Annotated in this window: 26 protein-coding genes; 12 read left to right on the forward strand and 14 right to left on the reverse strand. The window is 63.9% G+C overall.

The features are described from left to right. The first annotated feature begins 37 nt into the window (after window positions 1-37). The 3 genes from U873_RS0108035 to U873_RS0108045 all read left to right on the forward strand — a co-directional run bounded on the left by U873_RS0108035 (window position 38) and on the right by U873_RS0108045 (window position 1,933). Window positions 38-763, forward strand: a complete 726-nt coding sequence (locus U873_RS0108035) for an OmpA family protein (RefSeq protein WP_025127752.1) — start codon at window positions 38-40, stop codon at window positions 761-763. 140 nt (window positions 764-903) lie between these two features. Further along, window positions 904-1,182: a DUF1145 domain-containing protein gene (locus U873_RS0108040; protein ID WP_025127753.1), complete on the forward strand. Its 279-nt coding sequence runs from the start codon at window positions 904-906 to the stop codon at window positions 1,180-1,182. Beyond that, on the forward strand, window positions 1,175-1,933 hold the full coding sequence (locus U873_RS0108045; RefSeq protein WP_025127754.1) for a hypothetical protein: 759 nt from the start codon (window positions 1,175-1,177) through the stop codon (window positions 1,931-1,933). The genes U873_RS0108040 and U873_RS0108045 overlap by 8 nt, the downstream gene beginning before the upstream one ends. Window positions 1,934-1,987: 54 nt before the next feature. Here U873_RS0108045 and U873_RS0108050 read toward each other — a convergent pair whose 3' ends face one another. Continuing rightward, window positions 1,988-2,452, reverse strand: a complete 465-nt coding sequence (locus tag U873_RS0108050; protein WP_025127755.1) for a CopD family protein — start codon at window positions 2,450-2,452, stop codon at window positions 1,988-1,990. A 98-nt stretch (window positions 2,453-2,550) separates the two neighbouring features. Between U873_RS0108050 and dinG the strand changes: the two genes are divergently transcribed. From dinG to pdxH, 6 genes are all read left to right on the forward strand, one after another. Next, window positions 2,551-4,695 carry an ATP-dependent DNA helicase DinG gene (gene dinG, locus U873_RS0108055; RefSeq protein WP_025127756.1) on the forward strand — a complete coding sequence of 715 codons (2,145 nt, stop codon included), beginning with the start codon at window positions 2,551-2,553 and terminating at the stop codon, window positions 4,693-4,695. A gap of 93 nt (window positions 4,696-4,788) precedes the next feature. Further along, window positions 4,789-7,188, forward strand: coding sequence for a beta-galactosidase (locus U873_RS0108060; RefSeq protein ID WP_025127757.1), 2,400 nt, complete (start codon window positions 4,789-4,791; stop codon window positions 7,186-7,188). A 206-nt stretch (window positions 7,189-7,394) separates the two neighbouring features. Beyond that, the gene (locus U873_RS0108065) at window positions 7,395-8,549 is read left to right on the forward strand and encodes an EstA family serine hydrolase (RefSeq protein ID WP_025127758.1); all 1,155 of its coding nucleotides are present in this window, start codon (window positions 7,395-7,397) and stop codon (window positions 8,547-8,549) included. A 108-nt stretch (window positions 8,550-8,657) separates the two neighbouring features. Beyond that, window positions 8,658-9,803 (forward strand): EstA family serine hydrolase, encoded by a 1,146-nt coding sequence (locus tag U873_RS0108070; RefSeq protein ID WP_025127759.1) that lies wholly within the window; start codon window positions 8,658-8,660, stop codon window positions 9,801-9,803. Between the two features lie 141 nt (window positions 9,804-9,944). After that, window positions 9,945-11,189: an OmpA family protein gene (locus U873_RS0108075; RefSeq protein WP_025127760.1), complete on the forward strand. Its 1,245-nt coding sequence runs from the start codon at window positions 9,945-9,947 to the stop codon at window positions 11,187-11,189. Window positions 11,190-11,212: 23 nt separating this feature from the next. Next, complete coding sequence (gene pdxH / locus U873_RS0108080; RefSeq protein WP_025127761.1) at window positions 11,213-11,860, forward strand: pyridoxamine 5'-phosphate oxidase; 648 nt, start codon at window positions 11,213-11,215, stop codon at window positions 11,858-11,860. A 10-nt stretch (window positions 11,861-11,870) separates the two neighbouring features. On the opposite strand, the gene U873_RS0108085 is transcribed toward pdxH, so the two are convergent. Beyond that, complete coding sequence (locus tag U873_RS0108085) at window positions 11,871-12,107, reverse strand: hypothetical protein (RefSeq protein ID WP_025127762.1); 237 nt, start codon at window positions 12,105-12,107, stop codon at window positions 11,871-11,873. 173 nt (window positions 12,108-12,280) lie between these two features. Here U873_RS0108085 and U873_RS0108090 point away from each other — a divergent pair, with 173 nt between their 5' ends. Then, a complete protein-coding gene (locus U873_RS0108090; protein ID WP_025127763.1) occupies window positions 12,281-12,745 on the forward strand; it encodes a glycine zipper 2TM domain-containing protein in 465 nt (154 codons plus the stop codon). A 78-nt stretch (window positions 12,746-12,823) separates the two neighbouring features. Here U873_RS0108090 and nhaA read toward each other — a convergent pair whose 3' ends face one another. After that, complete coding sequence (gene nhaA, locus U873_RS0108095) at window positions 12,824-14,011, reverse strand: Na+/H+ antiporter NhaA (RefSeq protein ID WP_025127764.1); 1,188 nt, start codon at window positions 14,009-14,011, stop codon at window positions 12,824-12,826. Window positions 14,012-14,333: 322 nt separating this feature from the next. On the opposite strand from nhaA, the gene U873_RS0108100 reads away from it, so the two are divergent. Continuing rightward, window positions 14,334-15,428 (forward strand): PLP-dependent cysteine synthase family protein, encoded by a 1,095-nt coding sequence (locus U873_RS0108100; RefSeq protein WP_025127765.1) that lies wholly within the window; start codon window positions 14,334-14,336, stop codon window positions 15,426-15,428. 121 nt (window positions 15,429-15,549) lie between these two features. Here U873_RS0108100 and U873_RS0108105 read toward each other — a convergent pair whose 3' ends face one another. The 3 genes from U873_RS0108105 to U873_RS0108115 form a co-directional block, all read right to left on the reverse strand. Further along, entirely contained in the window at window positions 15,550-17,163 is a 1,614-nt protein-coding gene (locus tag U873_RS0108105; RefSeq protein WP_025127766.1) for an NAD(P)/FAD-dependent oxidoreductase, read from the reverse strand. A gap of 112 nt (window positions 17,164-17,275) precedes the next feature. Next, window positions 17,276-17,953 (reverse strand): COG3650 family protein, encoded by a 678-nt coding sequence (locus U873_RS0108110; RefSeq protein WP_025127767.1) that lies wholly within the window; start codon window positions 17,951-17,953, stop codon window positions 17,276-17,278. A gap of 178 nt (window positions 17,954-18,131) precedes the next feature. Beyond that, window positions 18,132-18,731, reverse strand: a complete 600-nt coding sequence (locus U873_RS0108115; protein WP_025127768.1) for a short chain dehydrogenase — start codon at window positions 18,729-18,731, stop codon at window positions 18,132-18,134. Between the two features lie 103 nt (window positions 18,732-18,834). Here U873_RS0108115 and U873_RS0108120 point away from each other — a divergent pair, with 103 nt between their 5' ends. Beyond that, window positions 18,835-19,743: a LysR family transcriptional regulator gene (locus U873_RS0108120; RefSeq protein WP_025127769.1), complete on the forward strand. Its 909-nt coding sequence runs from the start codon at window positions 18,835-18,837 to the stop codon at window positions 19,741-19,743. 135 nt (window positions 19,744-19,878) lie between these two features. Here the strand turns inward: U873_RS0108120 and U873_RS0108125 are convergent, their stop codons facing one another. From U873_RS0108125 to livH, 8 genes are all read right to left on the reverse strand, one after another. Next, entirely contained in the window at window positions 19,879-20,385 is a 507-nt protein-coding gene (locus tag U873_RS0108125) for a DoxX family protein (RefSeq protein WP_025127770.1), read from the reverse strand. Window positions 20,386-20,387: 2 nt separating this feature from the next. Then, the gene (locus tag U873_RS0108130; protein ID WP_025127771.1) at window positions 20,388-21,158 is read right to left on the reverse strand and encodes a DNA-binding domain-containing protein; all 771 of its coding nucleotides are present in this window, start codon (window positions 21,156-21,158) and stop codon (window positions 20,388-20,390) included. Continuing rightward, on the reverse strand, window positions 21,155-22,045 hold the full coding sequence (locus tag U873_RS0108135) for a DUF692 domain-containing protein (protein ID WP_025127772.1): 891 nt from the start codon (window positions 22,043-22,045) through the stop codon (window positions 21,155-21,157). Before U873_RS0108135 ends, U873_RS0108130 begins: the two co-directional genes overlap by 4 nt. Window positions 22,046-22,070: 25 nt before the next feature. Further along, window positions 22,071-22,376: a DUF2282 domain-containing protein gene (locus U873_RS0108140; protein WP_025127773.1), complete on the reverse strand. Its 306-nt coding sequence runs from the start codon at window positions 22,374-22,376 to the stop codon at window positions 22,071-22,073. A 175-nt stretch (window positions 22,377-22,551) separates the two neighbouring features. Further along, entirely contained in the window at window positions 22,552-23,253 is a 702-nt protein-coding gene (locus U873_RS0108145; protein ID WP_025127774.1) for an ABC transporter ATP-binding protein, read from the reverse strand. Continuing rightward, entirely contained in the window at window positions 23,254-24,021 is a 768-nt protein-coding gene (livG, locus tag U873_RS0108150) for a high-affinity branched-chain amino acid ABC transporter ATP-binding protein LivG (RefSeq protein WP_025127775.1), read from the reverse strand. It abuts the gene before it with no gap. Further along, the gene (locus U873_RS0108155; protein WP_025127776.1) at window positions 24,018-25,274 is read right to left on the reverse strand and encodes a high-affinity branched-chain amino acid ABC transporter permease LivM; all 1,257 of its coding nucleotides are present in this window, start codon (window positions 25,272-25,274) and stop codon (window positions 24,018-24,020) included. The genes livG and U873_RS0108155 overlap by 4 nt, the downstream gene beginning before the upstream one ends. Further along, entirely contained in the window at window positions 25,271-26,194 is a 924-nt protein-coding gene (gene livH / locus U873_RS0108160) for a high-affinity branched-chain amino acid ABC transporter permease LivH (protein ID WP_025127777.1), read from the reverse strand. Before livH ends, U873_RS0108155 begins: the two co-directional genes overlap by 4 nt. Window positions 26,195-26,344 lie beyond the last annotated feature (150 nt).

Raw genomic sequence — 26,344 nt, forward strand, 5'->3', positions numbered from 1 at the left:
TGTGACCGGTCTGGCCGGTCACACAGGAGCATTCATGATGAGCATCCTTCCTCGGGCCGTGTTGCCGGTCCTGCTGCTGGGCAGTCTGTTGACGGGCTGCGCGACCCACAGTGATGGTACTGCCCCCCTCAACCAACGAACCTGGCCTCTGTGCAGCCTGATCGGCGGCTTGGCCGGCGGTGGCCTGGGGGCAATCGAGAGCGGTGGCTGGGCCGCAGGGGGAGCCGCCCTGGGGCTGATCGGCGGCGGCCTGATCTGCTACGCCCAGGACGGTGACGAGGACGGCGATGGCGTGTTCGATCGGCGTGATCACTGCCCGGATACCCCGGCCAATACCCCGGTGGACGATCGTGGTTGCCCGTTGCCGCAGTACCCGCCGGCGGTCAAGGCACCAGAGCCCGAGGCGCCGCCCGCTGAAGTGATCACCCTCAGTGACCAGGGCAAGGTGTTGTTTGCCTTCGACTCGGCCCAGCTGACAAGCGAGGCGCGTGATCAGTTGCAAGGGCTGATGAGCAAGCTGGGCAGCGCTGAGGTGGTGAGTATCAAGGTCATAGGGCATACCGACAGCCAGGGTTCCGACGCCTACAACCAGAAACTCTCGGAGCGCCGTGCCCGCAGCGTTGCCGACTTTCTCCTGAGCCAGGGGCTGGCGCCGAACAAGGTCAGCAGCCAGGGCCTGGGAGAGAGCCAGCCAGTGGCGGACAACGACAGCGAGCAGGGACGGGCGCAGAACCGTCGAGTGGAGTTGCATCTGCAGCGCTGAGGTGAGAGCCCCGGGTCGGCGATCCTCGTCGATCCGGCGGCTAAACAGACGCCTGGCGAAGAATTTTCATCCCCCCCTCTGGCTTATCCTCGGGATAAATCGTTACTGTGCGCGCAAAGAATAATTCACGAGGGGAGCGTATGAGGGTCTTATGGGGGCTGGGGAAATTCTTCACCGGGTTGTTCTGGCTGGTAGTGCTGATCAACCTGGCGATGCCATTGATCAACCCGTTGCATGTGCTGGTCAATCTGGCGGGCAGCCTGTTGCTGTTGACCCATCTGCTGGAACTGTTGCTGTTCAATGGCAGCCTCAAGGGCCGTGCGCATCCCTGGCGTGATCGGTTGCAAATCCTGCTGGTGGGGATCTTTCACCTGCAGACCCTTCCCGCTCCTGCCGTCGTCGAGGCCGATCATGCGTAAACTCTGCCTGTTGGCCCTGTTCTGCAGCCCCCTGGCCATGGCCCAGGTGGTCAAGGTTGAGACCAACTCCCTGATGCGCTTGCCCAATACCGCCAGCACCCTGCAACTGGAGCGCCTGGAAGTCGCCGACTACGGCACCTTGCTGATTCCGGCCAATGTCACCGAGCTCAAGGTCGATGACCTGAACCTGGGGCGTGAAGCGCGGATCGCCATCGTGCCGACCGAGCAGAGCCTGCAACTGATCGTTCGCCATGCCCAACTGGGCGCGGGCAGCCAGATCACTGCCCGGGGGGCGCCGGGCACTTACCTCAAGGCTGCCAAGCCTGGACGCAACCTGAACCTGCGCATCGAATCGCTGCAGGCCCAGGAGTTGTCGGTGGATGCCCGTGGTGGCGCAGGCGCGCCGGGCTATGTGGGTCTTGACGGGGCCAATGGCCAGGAACCGGGATGCACCTGGGGCCAGGCCGGGCGCGGTGCCGATGGCGACAACGGCGGTGACGGTCGCCCGGGCGCTGCGGGGGCCCAGGTACGAGTGGAACTGCCCCGGGACTTTCCCGGTGAACAGATCAAGGTCTGGGTCGAGGGGGGCGCCGGCGGCCTGGCAGGAGCCGGTGGCAAACCGGGGGCGGGCGGCAAGTCCAAGGGCTGCCTGGTCTATCGCACCGATGGTGGCAAGAGTGGGCGCCCCGGTACTCAAGGCCAGCCTGGGCCGGCAGGAGAGGCCGGTTCGCTGACCGTGCAGCGTCTGTAACAGCCTGCCTGTACCCCGTCACCAGCCGCCCGCCTGATTGGCGGGCGGTTGCGTTCAGAAGATCGGCCGGGCCGAGGCCAGGGCCACCAGCAGCAGGCCGATGATCAGGTTGATCCCCACCAGGCGGCGGATCCTGCCCAGCGCGGCTGCACCGGCCGGCCAGTCCTCAGCCGCCACCGCCTTGCGCAATTCGGGCAGCTGCAGGGCCTGGATGCGAATGAACAGGGCGGTCATCACCAGGTACACCCCGATCATCACCTGGACATAGCGTGGCGCCGTTTCGAAGCCACTGAAGCGCAGGTGCAGCAGGCCGATACCGCTGATCGGCAAGAGCACCACCGCGGCCCAGACCCAGACGAAAAAACGCGGAAACACTTCTGTCCACAGCTTCAGCCGTGCAGGCCCCTCTAGGGCCACCATGGCCGCCGGGCGCAGGACCATCCAGGCGAAAAACATGCCGCCGACCCAGACCAGGGCGGCCAGTACATGCAGGGTGTAGGCAAGGGCGAAAGGGGTCATTCGGGTACTCCGTTCTGCGCGGGATGAATTAGCGGGGTATGATAGCGGCCGATTCGAACCACTGAAAATTTATCCAGCGTTTTGTGCGCCCGAAAACCATGATCAGCAACGAACTCAAAACCACGATCCAGGGCGCCTATTCGCGTTTTCTCGAAGCCAAGAGCCTCAAGCCGCGATATGGCCAGCGCCTGATGATCGCCGAAGTGGCCAAGGTCCTGGGTGACATCGACACCGACGACGAAGGCCGGCGCAGTGGCGACCCGGCGGTGGTCGCGGTGGAAGCGGGCACCGGTACCGGCAAGACCGTGGCCTACAGCCTGGCGGCGATTCCCACGGCCAAGGCCGCCGGCAAGCGCCTGGTGATCGCCACCGCCACCGTGGCCCTGCAGGAGCAGATCGTCTACAAGGACCTGCCCGACCTGATGCGCAACAGCGGGCTGAACTTCAGCTTTTCCCTGGCCAAGGGCCGGGGGCGCTACATGTGCCTGTCCAAGCTCGACATGCTGCTCCAGGAAGGCCATGCCCAGACCGCCACGGCCCAGCTGTTCGAGGAAGAAGGCTTCAAGATCGAAGTGGATGAAGCCAGCCAGAAGCTGTTCACCAGCATGATCGAGAAGCTCGCCGGCAATAAATGGGACGGCGACCGCGACAGCTGGCCCACGGCCCTGGAAGATGCCGACTGGGCACGCCTGACCACCGACCACAGCCAGTGCACCAACCGCCATTGCCCGAATTTTGGCCAGTGCGCCTTCTACAAGGCCCGGGAGGGCATGGGCAAGGTCGACGTGATCGTCACCAACCACGACATGGTCCTGGCCGACCTGGCCCTGGGCGGCGGTGCGGTGCTGCCGGACCCCCGCGACACCCTTTACGTGTTCGACGAAGGCCATCACCTGCCGGACAAGGCCATCGGCCACTTCGCCCATTACACCCGCCTGCGTTCCACCGCCGACTGGCTGGAGCAGACCGCCAAGAACCTCACCAAGCTCCTGGCCCAGCATCCGCTGCCGGGGGACCTGGGACGCCTGATCGAACAGGTGCCGGAGCTGGCGCGGGAGATCAAGACCCAGCAGCAGTTCATGTTCACCGCCTGTGAGCAGTTGGCCGACTTCAAGACCGGCGAAGACATGGAAGGCCGCGAGCGCCCGCGCCATCGCTTTGTGGGTGGGCTGATCCCCGACCATATGCGGGAAATGGGCATCGAGCTGAAAAAAGGCTTCTCGCGCCTCACCGACCTGTTCACCCGCCTCACCGAACTGCTCAAGGAGGGCATGGACGGCGAGGTCAACATCGGCATCGCCAGCAACCAGGCCGAAGAGTGGTACCCGCTGTTCGGCAGCCTGCTGGCCCGGGCCTCGGGCAACTGGGAGCTGTGGACCGCCTTCACCATCGAAGACCCGGAAGACAATCCGCCCATGGCCCGCTGGCTGACCCTGGCCGAAAGCGGTTCGCTGTTCGACATCGAGGTCAATGCCAGCCCGATCCTGGCGGCGGAAATGCTCCGACGCAATCTGTGGAATGTGGCCTACGGCGCGCTGGTGACCTCGGCGACCCTGACCGCCCTGGGCACCTTCGACCGCTTCCGCATGCGCGCCGGCCTGCCCAAGAAGGCCGTGACCGCGGTGGTGCCCAGTCCTTTCCATCACGCCGATGCCGGCGTGCTGCGGGTCCCTGACCTGCGCGCCGACCCGCGGGATGCGCCGGCACACACCGCGGCGATCATCCGCGACCTGCCGGAGCTGGTGGAAGGTTCCCGCGGCACCCTGGTGCTGTTCTCCTCGCGCAAACAGATGCAGGACGTGTTCGACGGCCTGGACCGCGACTGGCGCAAGCAGGTGTTCATTCAGGGCAACCTGTCCAAGCAGGAAACCCTCAACAAGCACAAGGCCCGGGTCGACGGTGGCGATTCCAGCGTGCTGTTCGGCCTGGCGAGCTTCGCCGAAGGGGTGGACTTGCCCGGCGCCTATTGCGAGCACGTGGTGATTGCCAAGATCCCGTTCTCGGTGCCGGACGATCCGGTGGAAGCGGCGCTGGCTGAGTGGATCGAGGCCCGGGGCGGCAATCCGTTCATGGAAATCTCGGTGCCGGACGCGTCCCTCAAGCTGGTCCAGGCCTGTGGTCGCCTGCTGCGTACCGAACAGGACCGCGGCACCATCACCTTGCTGGACCGGCGCCTGGTCACCCAGCGCTACGGCAAGGCGATCCTCAACGCCTTGCCGCCGTTTCGTCGAGAAATATCCTGAGTACGGCCCGCAGATTGGCGGGCTGTGCTGTTTATCTCATGTCACTGCTTCAGTACCGGCCGTTTTTCGGTCCCTAGGGAGAACCAGGTTCATATGATTCGCCGCTCTTTGCCCGCTGTACTTGCCCTGTTGTGCGCAGCTCCCGCCTTGGCGGCGCCTGCCGGACAACAGACGCTGTTCAACTTTGTCCGGCCGGCCGCGGTGGTTCAGGTCGCGACACAAGATGCCAGCCTGCCTCAGTCCAACGCGGAACAAACGGCCGAAGGCGAAGTGCTGCGGCGAATCACCTTCAACCCGGTGGCCAGGCCGAGCCTGATCCTGACTCCCCAGAGCGGTGCCTGGGACTGGTCGCAGTCGGGAATGATGACCTTGCGCATCCAGAGCGCGATGAACTGGGCCCTGACCCTCTACGTCACCCTGCAAAGCAACGATGGCAAGACCCTGGTCAGCCGGGTCGACCTGCCGGCCGGCCCGGCGCAGACCCTGTTGGTGCCGCTGGTGGCCAGCAGCCCGTTGAGCCAGGGCATGAAGGCCGGACCGCCGATGCCGATGACCGTGGACGGCCAGCGCATTCTGCTGGCCAGCAGCGAAGGGCAGCTGGATCGCAGCCAGGTGGTGTCGGTGACCTTGTCGATGGACAGCCCCAAGGCCACCCAGAGCATTCTGCTTGAGCGTTTTGGCGTGCAGGATGGCGAGGGTGTGGTCAAGGCGGTCTACGGTTCGGTGGTGGATGGTTATGGTCAGTCGACCCGGGCCCGCTGGCCGGAAAAAATCAGCACGGATGAGCAGCTCAAGGCAGCCGATGCCCGGGAGCAGCAACAGCTCAAGGGCTGGTTGGGCGAGCGCGAAAAAATGGCCCTGGACACGTTCGGTGGCTGGAGCGACGGGCCAGGCTTCAAGGCCAGCGGCTTCTTCCGTACGCAAAAGCGCGATGGCCGCTGGTTCCTGGTGACGCCGCAAGGGCACCCGTTCTATTCCCTGGGGGTCAACACACTAGCTCCGGACAACAACCAGACCTATGTCGCCGGCCGCGAGTGGATGTTCGCTGCCCTGCCCAAGGAGGGTGAGCCCCTGTCTGCCTACTACGGCGAAGGCGACAACCGTGGTGGCAATGGTGCGGACCAGGGGCGCGGCTACAATGCCGGTCGCTGGTACGACTTCTACCGGGCCAACCTGCAGCGCACCTATGGGGCGCCTTGCACCGTCAGTCGTGAGGCGGCGATTGTGGCGGCGAGCAATGAGGCCCAAGCGGTTGCCCCTGAGACAGGCGCAGTCCCTTGCGCCACGCCGGGTTTCGAAGAGAAACGCTGGGTCGGTCATACTCTGGACCGGCTGCAGGCCTGGGGTTTCAACACCATCGGCAACTGGAGTGCGCCGGCCCTGGGCCTTGCCGATCGGGTGCCCTATACCTTGCCGCTGTCGATCGTTGGTGATTACGCCAGCATCAGCACCGGCAGCGATTGGTGGGGCGGCATGCCCGATCCATTCGATCCACGCTTTGCCATGGCCACCGAGCGCGCCGTGGCCATCGCGGCTCGCGATCATCGGGACGATCCCTGGCTGATCGGCTACTTTGCCGACAACGAGCTGGCCTGGGCTGGCCCAGGTGACGATCCCAAGTCCCGCTATGCCCTGGCTTACGGCACCTTGCGCCTGACTACCGACGTCCCGGCCAAACGCGCCTTCCTCAAGCAACTGCGCGACAAGTACCGCAACCAGGCCGGGCTGTCGAAAGCCTGGGGCATCGACTTGCCGGCCTGGGAACTGATGGAAGACCCGGGTTTCGAGGCACCGCTGCCAAACCCTGAGCACCCGGAGATCGAAGCGGACTTCAAGTATTTCCAGAAGGTCTTTGCCGACACCTATTTCAAGACCATCTCTGACTCGCTGAAATGGCACGCGCCCAACCACCTGCTGCTGGGAGGCCGCTTTGCTGTCAGCAACCCCGAGGCGGTGGCCTCCTGCGCCCAGTACTGCGATGTGCTGAGCTTCAACATGTACAGCCTCAAGCCCCAGGATGCTCAGGACTTCGCGCAACTGCGCAGCCTCGACAAGCCGGTGCTGGTGACCGAGTTCAACTTCGGTTCGCGGGACCGCGGCCCGTTCTGGGGTGGTGTCACCGAGCTGGCCCGGGAAGAAGACCGCGGCCCGGCCTATGCCAACTTCCTCAAGCAGGCCGTGAGCGAGCCGTCGATTGTCGGGGTGCACTGGTTCCAGTACCTCGACCAGCCGGTGACCGGGCGCCTGCTGGACGGTGAAAACGGCCATTTCGGCCTGGTGGGCATCACTGATGTGCCGTTCCAGGGCTTTGTCGACAGCGTGCGCAAGAGCAACCTGCTGGCCCTTGAGCAACTGGGCAAGGTGGTGGCGAAGGCCCATGCCCAGGCGCAACAGGCGGCTGCGGCCGAACATGCTCCCGAAGATGGCGGCAAGGATCACGCCGGCAAGGGCCAGGAGGGGCACGCCGGTGGCCACTCCGGCAAAGGACACTGAGTCGGGGGAGGGGCCGCTTCGAGCGGCAAGCCACGAGCTTCAAGTGAGTGCGGTGCGCTGTAGCTTGTCGTTTGTAGCCGGCTTGACCGTTCGGCTGGTCGTCGTGCGTTGGCCGGTCGGACCTTGACCCAGGTCTATGGCTGGTAAAGCGCTGGCCAAAATAATCCGCCCTTCACAGGAGTTTCATTGTTGAAGGGAATCGACTCATGGACATCCACGGTTATTGCGTATCCGAGTTGGATGCGGTCTATCAGGCTTTCGCCGAGCTGTTTGACGACCCCAGCGAGCGCGGCGCTGCGGTCTGTGTCCAGGTCGGGGGCCAGACCCTGGTAGACCTTTGGGCCGGCACCCGCGATCAGCAGCGCAGCCTGCCCTGGTGCAAGGACACCCTGGTCAATCTGTATTCCTGCACCAAGCCGTTCGCTGCCGTTGCGCTGCTGCAACTGGTGGAGCGCGGCCTGTTGCAGTTGGACCGGCCCGTTGCCGACTACTGGCCCGAGTTTGCGGCATCGGGCAAGCAACAGGTGACCTTGCGCCAGGTGCTTTGCCATGTTTCCGGGTTGCCGGCACTGCGCCAGCCACTGCCGCACGCCACGCTCTACGACTGGGATTTCATGATCGAGTGCGTTGCCGCCGAGCCACTCTGGTGGGCCCCTGGCAGCACCTTGAGCTATGCCCCGATGATCTATGGCTGGGTGCTCGGGGAGCTGATACGGCGCGTCGACGGACGTGCGCCCGGTGATTACATCGCCGATGAAATCTGTCGGCCGCTGGGCCTTGATTGTCATGTGGGGGTTGCCGAACGGGACTTCCAGCGCCTTGCCTTTCTGGCCCGCGGGGAGGGTTGGGTCGGCGACAAGGCGGCCCAGGACTTGTGGTGGGTGGTGCGCAACGAGCCGGATAACGTGGCCACCCTGGCCTTTTCCAACCCCGCGGTGTCGCCGCACCTGACCCACCAGCCGCGCTGGTGGCGCATGCAGCATCCGGGGCTCAACGGGCATGGCAACGCCCATAGCCTGGCGTGCTTCTACAGCGCATTGCTGGGAGACCAGTTGTTGGGCGCGCCGCTGCGAGAAGCGTTCACTCGGCCCCACAGCGCCGGTTGGGACCGGTCATTGCGCACGCCGACACGTTTCGGCCTGGGCTGCATGCTCGACCAGGCGGATCAGGCCAATGCCACCTTTGGCCTGGGGCCGCAGGCCTTCGGGCACCTGGGGCTGGGCGGGTCAGTGGGCTTCGCTGACCCGGAGCGCGATCTGGGCTTTGGCTTCGTTACCAACACCATGGGCGGCTTCAGCCTGATGGATCCCCGGGCCCAGCGCCTGTCACGGCTCGCCGGGGCGAGCCTGGCAGCGCTCTGACCCATGCAGACGCTGGTCGCCGGCGGCTCGCTGGCGGTTCCCAAAAGCCCTCAGGGCTGGAACAATGCGCGCCACGTTGTCGAGCATTGTTCCGGGGGGAATTCACGGGTGCAGATTCAGGGTCATTACGAGCTTAAATTCGAAGCGCTGCGCGAGGCTTTTGCGGCGCTTTTCGAGGATCCCCAGGAGCGCGGCGCGGCGTTGTGCATCCAGATCGGCGGGGAAACCGTCATCGATCTCTGGGCTGGCACCGCCGACAAGGACGGCGCCGAGGCTTGGCACAGCGACACCATCGCCAACCTGTTCTCCTGCACCAAGACCTTCACCGCGGTTACAGCGCTGCAGTTGGTTGCCGAAGGCAAGCTCAAGCTGGATGCGCCGGTGGCCGACTACTGGCCGGAGTTCGCGGCGGCAGGCAAGGGCGCGATCACCCTGCGACAGCTGCTCTGCCATCAGGCCGGATTGCCGGCATTGCGCGAGCTGCTAGCGCCAGAAGCCCTCTATGACTGGCAGACCATGGTCGACGCCCTGGCCGCAGAGCAGCCCTGGTGGACGCCCGGTGAAGGGCACGGCTACGCCGCCATCACATATGGCTGGCTGGTGGGGGAGTTGATCCGGCGAGCCGATGGTCGCGGGCCTGGAGAGTCCATCGTGGCCCGCGTGGCGAGGCCCTTGGGCCTGGATTTCCATGTCGGCCTGGCCGACGAGGAATTCCACCGGGTGGCGCATATCGCTCGGGGCAAGGGCAATGTCGGCGACGCTGCCGCCCAGCGCCTGTTGCAAGTGACCATGCGCGAGCCCACCGCCATGACGACCCGGGCCTTCACCAATCCACCGTCTATCATGACCAGCACCAATAAACCCGAGTGGCGGCGCATGCAGCAGCCTGCGGCCAATGGCCACGGCAACGCCCGCAGCCTGGCCGGGTTCTATACTGGCCTGCTCGATGGCAGCCTGCTGGAGGCCGATATGCTTGAAGAGCTGACCCGTGAACACAGCCTGGGCATGGACAAGACGCTATTGACCCAGACCCGTTTCGGCCTGGGCTGCATGCTCGATCAGCCCCAAGTGGCCAATGCCACCTATGGTTTGGGCGCACGGGCGTTCGGCCATCCGGGAGCAGGGGGCTCCATTGGTTTTGCTGATCCGGAACATGATGTGGCCTTCGGTTTTGTGACCAATACCCTGGGACCCTACGTTTTGATGGATCCTCGAGCGCAGAAGTTGGTGCGGGTTTTGTCGGATTGTCTGTAAAAAGGTTGCTGTTAAGAACTTTTTTTGCTTAAACATGCTTGGAAAGCTGCGGGATGGAACCCTGTGGCTTTTATAATTTCCAAGCGTCTGTTTGTAGCGGTTATTTAAACCGTTCTTTTTATCTCATTTTGTGGATATCCCATGTCGTCGAACAAGTCTTTAGCCTTGGCCATTTGCCTGACCGTCACCGGTTGTGCACAAACCCCACAAAATGAAGCGGATGGCGGCCACTGGTGGTCGTTCGGATCCGATAAGGCCAGCAGCAAGGAGGCTGTGCAGGCGCCTGAAAAATCGGCCACCGTCGACGCCACTCCGGCGGCTCCGGCAAGCAAACCTGCGGTTGCCGCCAAGTCCGCTGCTCCTGCGGCCGCTGCCGGTAAAACCGCCGCCGCCTCCAAGTCGGCCGCGCCGGCTGCCAAGGCTGCTGCCGCCAAGCCCGCTGCAGTCGCTGCGGCGCCAGCAGATCCAGCCCCTGTAGCGGCAGCGCCCGCGGCACCTGCCGCCAAGGCCGAGAGCAGCAACTGGTGGTGGCCATTCTCCTCCAAGGATTCCGCCGACCAGCCGGTGGCCGAAGCCAAGAAGGCCGAACCCGTTCCAGCGCCGGCTGCAGCAGTGGCCAAGGCCGCCGACTCCGAAACCAACTGGTGGTGGCCGTTCCCCAAGAGCCAGCCCAAAGCCCTGAGCAAGGTCAACGTCGCGGACATCCCGATGCCCGACCCGAAGATCACCCAGGCCTGGCTGGACGACTACGAGCCGCGCCTGCGTGAAGCGGTGAAGGACAGCAAGCTGCAAGTGGAACGTCGTGAAAACGTGCTGGTGGTCACCGCACTGGTGGACGCATCCTTCAACCCGGACCGCCCGGCCATGCTGCTGCCGGTGACCCTGGGCCCGTTCACTCGCGTGGCCAAGGCGGTCGAGGGTGACTCCAAGACTGCGGTATTGATCCTCGGCCACGCCGATGCCACCGGGCCGACCCTGGCCAACCAGAAGCTGAGCCGCGATCGCGCCCAGTCCGTTGCCGCCATCTTCAGCCTCAGCGGCCTGAAGCAGGACCGCCTGATGCTCCGTGGCATGGGCTCGGTCATGCCTCGCGCCGCCAATGACAGCCCACAGGGCCGTTCGCTGAACCGCCGTGTGGAAATCATGCTGACCCAGCGCAGCACCATGCTGGGCCTGCTGAGCAAGTACAACCAGCCGACCCCGGCCGAAAATGAAATGGTTGCTGTGCAGGATGTGGCTCCGATCGTGCCTGCGGCGAAATCCAAGAAGGCGGCGGCTCCCGCCAAGAAAACCACCGTGGCCAAGAAGCCAGCAGCCAAGAAGGCTCCAGTGAAGAAAGCGGCAGCCTCGAAGAATGCGACCGCCACCGCTCAGGCCAAGAACTGATTCTCCAGTAAAAGGAAGCAGGCATGACTCAGTCTCTGGCTGATATGCGCCGCGACTACACCCGTGATGGTTTGTCCGAGGCTCAGGCCCCGGACGAGCCCTTTGCGCTGTTTCACCAGTGGTTTGCCGATGCGCTGAAAACCGAGCAGCCGCCGGTGGAGGCCAATGCCATGACCCTGGCGACGGTCGATACCGACGGTCGGCCCCATTGCCGCATCCTGCTGCTCAAGGGCCTGGATGAGCAGGGCTTTACGTTCTTCACCAACTACGAGAGTGCCAAGGGCCAGCAACTGGCCGCGCGGCCCTTTGCTGCCATGACCTTCTTCTGGCCGACCCTCGAACGCCAGGTGCGGATCGAGGGACGGGTGGTCAAGGTCACTCCCGAGGAGTCCGATGCCTATTACCAGGTGCGTCCCCTGGGCAGTCGGCTGGGCGCCTGGGCTTCACCGCAGAGCCGGGTGATTGCCGATCGCGCCGAGTTGCAGGAACTGCTCAAGGTCACCGAGGCTCGTTTCAGCGACAGTCAGCCCGATTGCCCGGAGCACTGGGGCGGGTATCGCCTGTTGCCGGAGCGCATCGAGTTCTGGCAGGGGCGTACCAGTCGGCTGCACGATCGTTTGAACTATCGCTTGCAGGCGGGCCAGTGGGGCCGCGAACGCCTGGCTCCTTGAACACTGCGGATCACGCGCCGGGGTAACCGGCCGCAGCGGCTTCGAGCCATTGCGGCAGGTCCCGGCGTTTTACTTTCTGGCGCTGGGCCTCGGCCAGTTGCTGCAGCATGAATTGCTTCTTCTGCTCATCGCCTCCGGCCAGGGACAGTGCCAGGTCACGATCCACCCAGCGTTTGATGCGCACGTAGAGCCACCAGTGGAAATACAGGCCGGCGAGGGTGGTGACGATGATGATGAAGTAATCCATGGAAATCCTTTATTCGGTAGCGCTGTAGTGGATGTCGGCGTTACCGTATTGAGAAGGTTTAGCGTTTGCGCAGTCTGTACTCAGGCTGAATGAAAGCAATTTTATCCGGGCGACGCCGTGACAGGTGTCAAGCCGCGGAGTCTAATAACTGTCTGTCCTTTGGAGTTGATCCTATGCGTAAGTCTGTTTTGCTGGTTGCGTCTTTTACCACGATGGCGATGTTGCTCGGCGGCTGTGCCTCTAACCTGACCGGTGACTCTTACTCCCGTGATGAAGCGCGTCGTGTGCAAACCGTGCGCATGGGTACCATCGAGTCCCTGCGTCCGGTGAAAATCGAAGGCACCAAGACCCCAATCGGCGGTGCTGCGGGTGCTGTGATCGGCGGTGTTGGCGGCAGCGCCATCGGTGGCGGCCGTGGCAGCATCGTGACTGCAGTCATCGGCGCAGTCGCCGGCGGCTTGCTGGGTTCGGCCACTGAAGAAGGCCTGACCCGTACCCAGGGCGTGGAAATCACCGTCCGTGAAGATGACGGCAGCATGCGTGCCTATGTGCAACAAGTGCAGGAGAACGAAGTGTTCCGTGTTGGCGACCGCGTGCGCATCATGAGTGTCAACGGCACCAGCCGCGTTACCCGTTAACCGATACCCGCACAAACAAAACCCCGGCCAGGCAACTGGTCGGGGTTTTGTTTTTCAAGCTTGCAGGAGCCCTGGGATTCAGGAAGCCAGGGGCTTGTTCCTGCGGCTGGCGGCGGCGGTGACGGCGTAGCCGATCAGGGCTGCGAACAGCGAGCCTGTCAGAATGCCCATGCGGTCCATGCCGGCGTATTCGCTGCTACCAGGCTCGAAGGCCAGGGAGCCGACGAACAGGCTCATGGTGAAGCCGATGCCGCACAAAATCGCCACGCCCAGTACCTGGCCCCAGTTGGCCCCAGCAGGCAACGCGGCGATGCCGGTCTTGACCGCCAGCCAGGTCAGCCCGAATACGCCGATGGTCTTGCCCAGCAGCAGGCCGATGGCGATGCCCATTGGTACGAAGTGGGTAAAGCTCTCGATGGTCACGCCGCTCAGGGACAAGCCAGCGTTGGCGAAGGCGAACAAGGGCAGGATGCCGAAGGAAACCCAGGGGTGCAGCGCGTGTTCCAGCGCCAATGCCGGTGAGGGCTCGGCATTGCGGGTGCGCAGGGGGATGCAGAAGGCCAGGGTGACACCGGCCAGGGTTGCATGGACCCCGCTCTTGAGCACGCAGACCCAGAGAATCAGACCGATGATCATGTAGGGCCCCAGCTTCACCACCCCCATCCGGTTCATCGCCACCAGGGCGGCGATACAGGCGGCAGCCAGCATCAGCGACAGGGTCGACAGCGCGCCGGAGTAGAAGATTGCGATGATCACGATCGCCCCCAGGTCATCGATGATCGCCAGGGTCATGAGGAACAGCTTCAGCGAGGTCGGTACCCGCTTGCCCAGCAGTGCCAGTACCCCGAGGGCGAATGCGATGTCGGTGGCGGTGGGAATCGCCCAGCCGTTGAGTGCCGGCGGGTTGTCCCGATTGAGGAACCAGTAGATCAGCGCCGGCACCAGCATGCCGCCAATCGCCGCGGCGCCGGGCAGGACGATCTGCGAGGGCTTGGACAATTGGCCATCCAGGACTTCGCGCTTGACCTCAAGGCCGATCAGCAGGAAGAACAGGGCCATCAGGCCATCGTTGATCCACAGCAGCAGTGGCTTGGCGATCTGCAGGGCGCCGACCTGGACTGCGACCGGGGTTTCCAGCAGGCCGTTGTACAACCAGGACAGCGGTGAGTTGTTGATGATCAGGGCCAGGATGGCGGCAGCAATCAATAACAGACCGCTGGCAGCTTCCATGGCAAAGAAACGAGTGAAAGTGCTACGCAGAGGCAAGGTCGCTCTCCATCTAAAACTGAAAAAGGTGGCACACCCTAACCTGTACAGTTAGTTGTTAAAACAAAAGTTATATTCTTTTTTGTTATATGCAGGGGGCAAGCGGCCTGCTGAAAATGCCTCCTTGCAGTTGTGTTTCCAATTGCTTCCCAGCTGTACCTGTCAGGTGGCATAGATATTTCCTAAGATGTCCGTCCGCAGCGGCTCCCGGAGGGTTTTTCTCCTGGGAAAAACGGCCGCCTGTCCCGGACCTGGATCACCTATGCTGGGTGCATTTCATCTTCTTGCGCCGGTATGGCGTTCGATCCGACGAGAATAGAACATGAGCGACAATCGCCAGTGGGCCCGCGAGGCCATCCGAATCATCGAAGCCGACTTCCAGCGCAGCGCCGACACCCACCTGATCCCTCTGCCGCTTCCGGGCCTGCCGGGTGTCGAACTGTACTTCAAGGATGAGTCCAGCCACCCCACCGGCAGCCTCAAGCACCGCCTGGCCCGTTCGCTGTTCCTGTATGCGTTGTGCAATGGCTGGCTCAAGCCCGGGGCGCCGGTGATCGAAGCCTCCAGTGGCTCCACGGCGATCTCCGAAGCCTATTTCGCCCGTCTCCTGGGGTTGCCGTTCATTGCCGTGATGCCTGCCACCACCTCCCAGGAAAAGATCGCCCAGATCGCCTTCTATGGCGGCAAGAGCCATCTGGTGCAGGACCCGACGCAGATCTATGCCGAATCCGAGCGCCTGGCCCGCGAGAGCGGCGGGCACTTCATGGACCAGTTCACCTACGCCGAGCGCGCCACCGACTGGCGGGCCAACAACAACATCGCCGAGTCGATCTTCCAGCAGCTGCGTTTCGAGCGTTACCCGGAGCCCAGCTGGCTGATCTCCAGCCCGGGGACCGGAGGCACCACCGCGACCCTGGGCCGCTACGTGCGTTATCGCCAGCACTGCACCCGGGTGCTGTGTGCCGACGCCGAGCGCTCGGTGTTCTTCGACTACTACCAGAGTGGCGACGCCAGCCTGCGTCTGGATTGTGGTTCGCGGATCGAAGGCATTGGCCGGCCGCGGGTCGAGGCTTCGTTCCTGCCCCGGGTGATCGACGCCATGGTCAAGGTGCCGGATGCCCTGTCCCTGGCGGCCATGCACTACCTGGCGCAGCGCCTGGGGCGGCGGGTCGGCGGTTCCAGCGGGACTAACCTGATCGGCGCCCTGCTGGCGGCGCAGCAGATGGTTGCTGCCGGCGAGTCAGGCTCGATCGTGGCGATTCTCTGTGATGGGGGCGAGCGCTATGCGACCACCTACTACGATGAGCAGTGGCTGGCGGAGCAGGGGTATGAGTTGAGCGCCTTGATCGACACTGTTGCAGCCAGCGCCGAACGTGGCGAGGCGCTACCCGCCAGCGTATTGCGCGCCGGCATCTGAATTTGTCGTAGGAGCCGGCTTGCCGGCGAAGAGGCCCTTGAGCCCCAAGTCGTGCTGGAAGACGCTTTCGCTGGCAAGCCAGCTCCTACGGTAGTGGTAGGAGCCGGCTTGCCGGCGAAACTCAGGCCTGAAGCCCGAGAATGTTGCGGGCCACGGCTTCGGCGATGCGAATCCCGTCGACCCCGGCGGAGAGAATCCCACCGGCATAACCTGCGCCTTCACCGGCCGGGTACAAACCCTTCACGTTCAAGCTCTGCATCGTCCCGTCACGGGTGATACGCAAAGGCGAAGAGGTGCGGGTCTCGATGCCGGTCAGCACCGCATCGTGCAGCGAATACCCCTTGAGCTGGCGCTCGAAGGCCGGCAGGGCTTCGCGGATGGCCTCGATGGCGAAGTCCGGCAAGGCCAGTGCCAGGTCTCCCAGGCTCACCCCAGGCTTGTAGGACGGCTCGACATTGCCCAGGGCCGTGGTCGGCTTGCCGGCGATGAAGTCGCCCACCAACTGCGCCGGCGCCTGGTAGTTGCTGCCGCCGAGGACAAAGGCGTGGGATTCCAGGCGCTCCTGCAGCTCGATGCCGGCCAGCGGGCCGCCCGGGTAATCCACCTCGGGGGTGATCCCCACCACGATGCCGGAGTTGGCGTTGCGCTCGTTGCGCGAGTACTGGCTCATGCCGTTGGTGACCACCCGGTTCGGCTCGGAAGTGGCCGCTACCACGGTGCCTCCCGGGCACATGCAGAAGCTGTAGACCGAACGACCGTTCTTGGCGTGGTGCACCAGCTTGTAGTCGGCGGCACCGAGTTTCGGGTGGCCGGCGTACTTGCCCAGGCGTGCGCTGTCGATCAGCGATTGCGGGTGTTCGATGCGAAAACCCACTGAGAACGGCTTGGCCTCCATGAACACGCCACGGCTGTGGAGCATGCGGAAGGTGTCTCGGGCGCTGTGGCCCAGGGCCAGGATCACGTGCCGCGAATGCAGTTGTTCGCCACTGGCCAGTTCCACGCCCTGCAGTTGCTCGCCGTCGATCAGCAAGTCGGTGACCCGCTGTTCGAAACGGACTTCACCGCCCAGGGCGATGATCTGCTGGCGCATGTTCTCCACCACGCCGGTGAGGCGGAAGGTGCCGATATGGGGTTTGCTGACGTAGAGGATCTCGTCCGGCGCGCCGGCCTTGACGAACTCGTGGAGGACCTTGCGGCCGTGGTGCTGCGGGTCCTTGATCTGGCTGTAGAGCTTGCCATCGGAGAAGGTCCCGGCGCCGCCCTCGCCGAATTGCACGTTGGATTCGGGGTTGAGCACGCTCTTGCGCCACAGGCCCCACGTGTCCTTGGTGCGCTCGCGCACTTCCTTGCCGCGCTCGAGGATGATCGGCTTGAAGCCCATCTGCGCCAACAGCAGCCCGGCGAAGATCCCGCAGGGGCCGAAACCCACCACGATCGGGCGCTGGTCCAGGTCGGCCGGGGCCTGGCCCACTACCTTGTAGCTGACATCCGGTGCCGGGTTGACGTTACGGTCATCGGCGAACTTGAGCAGCAGCGCGGCTTCGTCGCGCACGCTGAGGTCGATGGTGTAGATGAACAGCAGCTCGGAAGACTTCTTGCGCGCATCGTAGCTGCGCTTGAACAGGGTGAAGTCGAGCAGGTCATCGCTGGCGATCCCCAGGCGCTGCACGATGGCGGTGCGCAGGTCTGCATCGGGATGGTCGATCGGCAACTTGAGTTCGGTGATTCGTAACATGACAGGGTCCGGGTAGGCGGTGCGCAACAGTGCGCCGGCTTGCTTTGCACAAACCGGCGATTATAAGCCGCAATCTACCCTGACCGTCAGGCTAAAACGGTTGCTTGTCGAATCAGTCGTTGCGCGAGCCGCCGAAATAGCCGCAGCCGCGCTGTACCTGGCCATCGACCCGCAGCTCGGCGGTGAGGTGCTGGACGCTGCCGGTGACGGGGTCGACGCAGCGTTGCGGGGCCACCCACAGCTCAACGCGCTGGTGATTGGCTTCGCTGGTGAGGTTGAAACGGCCGTCGCCCAGTTGTTCTTCCAGGTAGGGCAGGGCCAGGGTTGGCTGGCCGGCACGCTCGATCATCATGCCCTTGGCGCTGACATCGACGTTCCACGCCGGGTTCTTGCTGCCGGCCCGCAGGATCAGGCGCTGGAAATTCGGGTCGTTGCAGGCACTGCCGGAGCGCTCGATGCGATACAGCTGGCGCAGGTCCAACTGGCCGTCGCTGCTGCCGCTGGCGGAAAACTTGCCTCGCAGGTCGGCGAACAGCTTGCCCTGTTTCTCCGCCAGGGTAGCGGCCTCTTGCAGCACGCTGGTGTCGCCGCCGTCGCGGACCACATAACGGCGATCTTCGGTGCAGGGTTTGAACAGCAACTTGCCGTCTGCCGCGCTGAGTTCACCTTGCATCCGGGTCAGCCCGGCCATGGATGGCGCCTCGGGTTGTGAGTTGAACATCGGCAACATCTGGCAGCCGGCAAACAGCGGCAAAAGGGCGAAACAAAGCAGTGAACGGGCGGTGCGCATCATTGGGCCTCCAAGCGGAAGCCGACACGTTACGCAGCCCGCCCGGTCACCACAACCCCGGATTGCACGGAGCCGCTCCCTCAACCGTAGGAGCCGGCTTGCCGGCGAAGAGGCCCAGGAGCCTTGTGTGGTTCGCAACGGCCTCTTCGCTGGCGAGCCAACTCCTACACAGGCCGGCTCAGCCGACGTGGTAGGTCTGGCCGGTCTGCAGGCCTTCCACGCTCTTGGCATAGGCCAGGGCCACATCGGCGGCCGCTACCGGCTTGAAGCCGCGGAAGTACGGGGCGTAGCTGCCCATGGCTTCCAGCAGTACGTTGGGGCTCACCGAGTTGACCCGCAGGCCCCGCGGCAACTCGATGGCGGCGGCCCGCACGAAGCTGTCGATGGCACCATTGACCAGGGCGGCGGAGGCGCCGCTGCGGATCGGGTCGTGGCTCAGCACGCCGGTGGTGAAGGTGAAGGAGGCGCCATCGTTGGCGTACTCGCGGCCGATCAGCAGCAGGTTGACCTGCCCCATCAGTTTGTCCTGCAGGCCCAGGGCGAAGTGCTCAGCAGTCATCTCTGCCAGCGGCGCGAAGGTCACGTTGCCGGCGGCGCACACCAGTGCATCGAAGCGCCCGGTCTTTTCGAACAGGGCACGGATCGATTGGCTGTCGCTGATATCCACCTGGAAATCGCCGCTGGTACGGCCGATGTGCACCACTTCGTGGCGTTGTTCCAGCTCTCGCGCAACCGCCGAGCCAATGGTGCCGTTGGCACCGATCAAGAGAATCTTCATGGGCTGTTCCTCGAAAAGGGGGGTGAGGTTGCAGTCTAGAGTGGTTTTTTCCATGGATTAACGCGCTAATAGGCAACCTTTGGTTTTCAAATGGAAACAATCCATGAGCGAGATGGATGACCTGGCGGCATTTGCGGTGCTGGTGGAGGCCGGCAGTTTCACCCTGGCGGCCCAGCAACTGGGGTGCAGCAAGGGGCAGTTGTCCAAGCGCATCAGCGCCCTGGAGGCGAGGTTCGCCGTGGTGCTGCTGCAGCGCACCACCCGCCGCCTGGACCTGACCGCGGCCGGCGCGGCGCTGCTGCCCCAGGCCCAGGCCCTGGTGGCCCAGGTGGAGCGGGCGCACCAGGCCCTGGCGCGGCTCAAGGACGACATGGCCGGGCCGGTGCGGCTGACGGTGCCGGTGTCCCTTGGGGAAACCTTCTTCGATGGCCTGCTGCTGGAGTTCTCCCGGCATTACCCCGAGGTGCAGATCGAACTCGACCTGAGCAACGGCTACCGCGACCTGGCCCGGGAGGGATTTGATCTGGCGGTGCGTTCGGACGTCGCCAACGACCAGCGCCTGGTGGCCCGGCCGCTGCTGGCCTGGCATGAAATGACCTGTGCCAGCCCGGCCTATCTGGAGCAATTCGGCGAACCACAGACACCGCGAGAGTTGGCGGAGCATCGCTGCCTGCTCAACAGCCACTACAGCGGTCGTGAAGAATGGCTCTATCACCAGCGCCATGAATTGCTGCGGGTGCGGGTTGGCGGACCTTTCGCCAGCAATCACTACAACCTGTTGAAGAAGGCGGCGCTGGTGGGGGCGGGCATTGCCCGGCTGCCGTCCTATGTGCTGCACGACGAGCTGGCGGACGGGCGCTTGCGTTGGCTGCTGCGGGACTACCAGACCCGCAGTATGCCGATGTACCTGGTGCACCCTTACCAGGGCGGTTTGCCCAAGCGGACCCAGGTGCTGGCCGACTACTTGATGGACTGGTTCCGCCGCAGCGGCGAGGCCCTGGATCGCCTGTAGCTTTTGCCCCGAACGCGGCCGCAGGCCTGGCGCCGCTGCCAGGGCCTCTGGCAGCGGCTGGAGGATCAAGTGCGGTGCTCGTAGTGGCCGCTGATTTGCCGGGTGCAACGCTGCCTGTCGAGCCTGGGCTGGCGGCTACTTGATGCACTGAAAGTGACGGGCGATCAGGTGGTCGAGGGAGCATACGCCCGGGCCACGAGCCATCAGCAACAGGAGGATCGCAGCCCAGGTGCCGTGGGTCGGATAGGCGTCCGGGTAGACGAAGAGCTGGATGGTCAGGGTCATTCCCAGCAACGCCAGGGCCGAGAATCGGCTCGCCAGGCCCACCAGGATCAGTACCGGGAAGAAGTGTTCGGCAAACGCTGCCAGGTGCGCCGCCAGCTCCGGGCTCAGCAGGGGCACGTGGTACTCGCTCTGGAACAAGGGGATGGTCGAGTCCGCCAGGTGTGGCCAGCCCAGTTCGAAGGTCCCGGACACCAGGTCGATGGCCAGCCCCTCGACCTTGGTCTGGCCGGATTTCCAGAACACCGCGGCGATGGAAAAGCGCGCGACAAAGGCGATCAGGCTGTAGGGAATGCGTTCAAACCCCTGGATGATCCGGTTCACCAGTGCGGCAATGGGCGTGTGGGTCTGGGTGTTCATGGTCAGGCCTTCTTGTGAGGTTGCAGATTGATAAGGGCGCCGTGGCGCAGCAGCAGGCCCAGGCACTGGCCCAGGTCAAAATCGGCTTGAGCGTCCATGGCATAGGCGGCGGCCATCTCCAGCGGCCATTGGTTGCGCAAGCTGTTGATGAAGCTCAGGCAGCCGGCGTCCACGGCGATCACTTCGACTTCCAGGCCGTTGCGCAGCACCAGGACGTATTGCTCCTGCTGCAGTTCAAAGGCAGGCCAGGCCCGGTCGCTCTGGTGGGCTGCCCACAGGTTCACGACGGCGTAGCCTGAGTGCAGGGTGCGCAGCGACGGGTGCAGCAGCAGGCGAGCCTGGCCGAGGCTGTCCGGTTGGCTCATGGCTGTCAGCAGGCGCGCCGGCTCCAGGGGCTGGGCGTCGGCGGCGTGATAGGCCTCGATTCGCAAGCGTTCCAGGCGTGCGGTATCGGCCAGGTAGGGCAGGCCGGCCACCGGCGTGAAACCCTGGATAAAGTCGCCGAAGTCCTGGCCGTAGTCGTTGAGCAGGGGGCTGCAGGGGGCGAAATCCTGCACATAGGTGCGGGCCATGACCCTGAAGAAGTCGGCGCCCACCAGTTGCGCCACCACCGGATAGGATTCGGCCAGGGCATTGATCAAGGAGCCTTGGACGTTATTGCGATAGACCGCGAAGCGGCTGGCCGGGTCGGCACCGTTGCGGCTGCACAGCCCCGGCGGGCAGTCCGGATCGGCGCTCAGCAGGGCCTTGGCGAACGCTGCCTGGGTGCTCATGGCCGCACCTTGGCGCTGTGCAGCAACGCCTCTGCCTGGCCGGCCTCGGCCTGGAGCACGGCAAAAGGCGGTATCCGGTTGTCCCGCTCGATCAGGGTGGCCATCGGCCCGATAGCCGCCAGTACCTGCTGGTACAGGGTCCACACGGCGCGGTCCACGGGAGCGCCGTGATCATCGATCAGCAGGCGGTCGCCAAGGCTGTCCTGGTCTTCGGCAAAGCCGGCGAGGTGGATTTCCCCGACCCTGTGCAGGGGCAGTGCCCGCAGGTAGGCCAGGGGATCGCGCTGGTGGTTGATGCAAGAGACATAGACGTTGTTGACGTCCAACAGCAGGCCGCAGCCGCTGCGCTTGATCACCTCGGCGAGGAACTCGGTCTCGTCCAGGGTCGAGCGCTGGAACTGCAGGTAGGTGGCCGGATTCTCCAGCAGCAGGTGGCGACCCAGGTGGTTCTGCACCTGGTCGATATGCTCGCAGACCCGTTGCAGGGTCGGCCCATCGTAGGCCAGGGGCAGCAGGTCGTTGAGGAACACCGGGCCGTGGCTGGACCAGGCCAGGTGTTCGGAAAAGGATTGGGGTTGATAGCGTTCGATCAAGGCCGCGAGCCGGTCCAGATGGGCGCAGTCCAGGGGACCCTCGCCGCCGATGGACAGGCCGACGCCGTGCAGCGACAGCGGATAGCGTTCGCGGATCAGCCCCAGGTAGTGATGGAATGGCCCGCCCGCCACCATGTAGTTCTCGGCATGAACCTCGAAAAAACCGATGTCGGGCTGCTGTTCGAGCACCTCCCTGAAGTGTTCGGTCTTGAGCCCCAGGCCGGCGCGGGCCGGCAGGCCCGGGGCAGGGGCCTGAATGTCGTGGCGGGGGAGAGCAAGCGGTGCGGTGTTCATCATCGACACTCAGGCAGGCGTGGGATCAGGACTTGGCTTTGAAGGCTTCGAGCTGGCCGAAACCTGTGGGCGAGGTGCTGCTGGCGGTCTTGTCGCAGGTGCCCTTGGGCACCAGCTTCCAGGCATTGGCCTGGTCGTTGACCTTGGAGGTCCCGGCGCAGGTGGTGCCGGCGCCTGCGGCGCAGTCGTTCTTGCCTTTCATGGCCACGCCGAAGCATTTCTCCATGTCGTCGGCGGCGTGGGCCGTGGTGGCGACGGCGGCAAGGCTTATGGCGGAACCCAGGGCCAGAACCAGGGCGGTGGCGGACAGGGTGCGGGAACTTGTGGTCATGGTGTTTCTCCAGAGTTGGGGTGGGTAAGGAAGCATGTGTGCTTGCTTACCCCTCTAGAGACGGCAGCCCGGGATACGTTACAGCCCGCCGCGATTTTTTTTCGTCGCGGGCGCAGGGCGCCAGATTGCAGGCAAAAAAACGGCCCCGAAGGGCCGTCTTTGCTGACGCGAGGGCTTAACCGCCCAGATAGGCTTCGCGCACTTTCGGATCGGTCAGCAGGGCCTCGCCAGTGCCTTGCATCACCACCCGGCCGTTTTCCAGCACGTAGGCGCGGTCGGCGATCTTCAGCGCCTGGTTGGCGTTCTGCTCCACCAGGAACACCGTCACGCCATCACGGCGCAGCTGTTCGATGATGTCGAAGATCTGCTGGATGATGATCGGTGCCAGGCCCAGGGATGGTTCGTCCAGCAGCAACAGCTTGGGCTTGCTCATCAGCGCACGGCCGATGGCGAGCATCTGCTGTTCACCGCCGGACATGGTGCCGCCACGCTGGGTGAAGCGTTCCTTGAGCCGTGGGAACAGCTCCAGGACCTTGTCCATCTGCTCCTGGTAGTCGCCCTTGTCGGTGAAGAAACCGCCCATGGCGAGGTTCTCTTCCACGGTCAGGCGGGCAAACACCCGGCGGCCTTCCGGTACCACGGCAATGCTCTTGCGCATGATCTGCGCCGAGCTTTGCCCCACCAGCTCTTCACCCAGGTAACGGATGCTGCCGCTGTGGGCCTGTGGCGAACCGCAGAGGGTCATCAGCAGGGTGGATTTGCCGGCACCGTTGGCGCCGATCAGGGTGACGATCTCGCCCTGGCGGATCTCTACGTTGACGCTGTGCAGCGCCTGGATCTTGCCGTAGTAGGTGGAAACGTTTTCGAACTGCAGCATTTACGCTTCCCCCAGGTAGGCTTTGATCACTTCGGGATTGTCGCGGATCTGTTCCGGCGTACCGTCGGCCAGGGGGGTGCCCTGGTTGATCACGACGATATGGTCGGAAATGCTCATGACCAGCTTCATGTCGTGCTCGATCAGCAGCACGGTGACGTTGTGCTCTTCACGCAACATGCTGATCAGCGCCTTCAGGTCCTCGGTTTCCTTGGGGTTGAGGCCGGCGGCCGGCTCGTCGAGCATGAGGATCCGCGGGCGGGTCATCATGCAGCGGGCGATTTCCAAGCGTCGTTGCTGGCCGTAGGCCAGGGTCCCGGCGGGGCGGTTGGCAAATTCCCGCAGGTTGACCTTGTCCAGCCAGTAGCCGGCGTACTCCATGGCGTCGTGCTCGCTCTTGCGAAACGCCGGGGTCTTGAACAGGCCGGAGAGGAAGTTGGTGTTCAAGTGACGGTGCTGGGCGATCAACAGGTTCTCGAGCGCCGTCATGTCCTTGAACAGCCGCACGTTCTGGAAGGTCCGCACCACGCCCTTGCGGGCGATCTTGTGGCCGGGCAGGCCTTCGATCGCTTCGCCATCGAGGACGATGCTGCCGGCGCTGGGCTGGTAGAAGCCGGTCAGGCAGTTGAACACCGTGGTCTTGCCGGCGCCGTTCGGACCGATCAAGGCCACCACTTGTTTTTCCTTGACGGTCAGGGCCACGCCATTGACCGCCAGCAGGCCACCGAAACGCATGGACAGGCCGGTTACTTTGAGGATCTCGCGGCTCATTTGCGCAGCTCCATGTGAGGACGTTGCATGGGCAGCAGACCCTGGGGACGCCAGATCATCATCAGCACCATCATGGCGCCGAACATCAACATCCGGTATTCGCTGAATTCACGCATCAGTTCAGGCAAGAGAATCATCACGATCGCCGCCAGGATCACCCCCAGTTGCGAGCCCATGCCACCCAGTACGACGATGGCGAGGATGATCGCCGACTCGATGAAAGTGAACGACTCCGGGGTCACCAGGCCTTGGCGCGCGGCGAAGAAGCTGCCGGCAAAACCGGCGAACGCGGCGCCCAGGGTAAAGGCCGAGAGCTTGATCACGGTGGGGTTCAGGCCCAGGGCACGGCAGGCGATCTCGTCTTCGCGCAAGGCTTCCCAGGCACGACCAATGGGCATGCGCAGCAGGCGGTTGATGACGAACAGCGCCGCCAGCGCCAGCAGCAGGGCCACCAGGTAGAGGAAGATCACCTTGTTGATCGAGTTGTACTGCAGGCCGAAGAACTCGTGGAAGGTCTGCATGCCCTCGGCGGCCTTGCGTTCGAAGGTCAGGCCGAAGAAGGTCGGCTTCTCGATGTTGCTGATGCCGTTGGGGCCGCCGGTGAGATCGGTCATGTTGCGCAGCAGCAGACGGATGATCTCGCCAAAGCCCAGGGTCACGATTGCCAGGTAGTCACCCCGCAGGCGCAGCACCGGGAAGCCCAGCAGGAAGCCGAAGGTGGCCGCCATCATCCCGGCGATCGGCAGGCAGATCCAGAAGCTCAGGCCGAAGTAGTGCGACAGCAGCGCGTAGCTGTAGGCGCCAACGGCGTAGAAACCCACGTAGCCCAGGTCCAGCAACCCGGCCAGGCCGACGACGATGTTCAGGCCCAGGCCGAGCATCACGTAGATCAGGATCAGCGTGGCAATGTCCACCGCGCCGCGGGAGCCGAAGAACGGCCAGACCAGGGCACCGACGATCAGTGCCAGGATGATCCAGCGCTGGGTGCGCGGCAGGGTCAGGAAATTGCTGGCCTTGGCCGGGATCAGCGGCATGTTCGGCGAGGACTTCCAGGCCGCGCTGAGCTGGCTGTGGAACAGCACCCGCAGGAACATCAGCACCGAACACACCGCGATGGTGGCAAGGATCGCCGGGCTGGTGTTGTGGACTTCCAGGTTGATGCCGACGATGGTCAGTTTCAGGCCCAGCACCGGGTAGGCGACGGCCCAGACCAACAGGGCGCTGAACAGCGCCGATTTAAGATTCCTAGTCATACTTTCTCAACCTCCGGACGGCCCAGAATGCCGGTCGGACGGAACAACAGCACCAGAACCAACAGGCCGAACGCCACGACGTCCTTGTACTGGTCGCCGAACACGTCGGCACCAAAGGCTTCGGCCACCCCCAGCACCAGCCCGCCGAGCATCGCGCCCGGGATACTGCCGATGCCGCCCAAGACCGCTGCGGTGAAGGCCTTGAGGCCCACCAGGAAACCGGCGTTGGGGTTGATCACACCGTATTGCATGCTCAGCAGCACGGCGGCGATGGCCGCCAATGCAGCGCCGATCACGAAGGTCAGGGCGATGATGTTGTTGGTATTGATCCCCAGGAGGTTGGCCATCTTGATGTCCTCGGCACAGGCGCGGCAGGCGCGACCCAGGCGAGAGCGGGAGATGAACAGCGTCAGGCCGAGCATGGCGACCAGGGTCACCACGAATACCACGATCTGCATGTAGGAAATCAGCACTTCATGTGCGCCGCCTGGCCCGATGGAGAAGTTGCCCGGGATCAGGTTGGGGATGGATTTGTCCTTGGAGTCTTGCGCCAACAGAACCGTGTTCTGCAGGAAAATCGACATGCCGATGGCAGAGATCAGCGGGATCAGGCGGTTACTGCCACGCAAGGGGCGGTAGGCGATCCGTTCGATACTGTAGCCGTAGGCACTGGTGACGACGATGCTCGCGATGAAGGCAGCGGTCATCAACAGCGGCACGCTGTCGAGTCCCATCATGGCCAGCCCGGCGATGGCGATGAACGCCACATAGGAGCCGATCATGTACACCTCGCCGTGGGCGAAGTTGATCATTCCAATGATGCCGTAGACCATCGTATAGCCGATGGCGATCAGGGCATACGTGCTGCCAACGGTGAGACCGTTAACCAGCTGTTGGAAAAAGTGATAGATGTCAGGCATTACAACGCTCCTAAAAACCTGATACGCATTTCACTGGTGGAGTCATTTTCCCGCCCAGACCCCGTGGATCTGCACCCACTTCGGGCTGGGTTTTGCCAGCGAACCGCTGATGACGGTTTTGAGATTTTCAGGTGGGGAGGCTTCCGGATC

Origin of the sequence: Pseudomonas sp. PH1b, from assembly GCF_000633395.1 — a bacterium.
Classification (GTDB): domain Bacteria; phylum Pseudomonadota; class Gammaproteobacteria; order Pseudomonadales; family Pseudomonadaceae; genus Aquipseudomonas.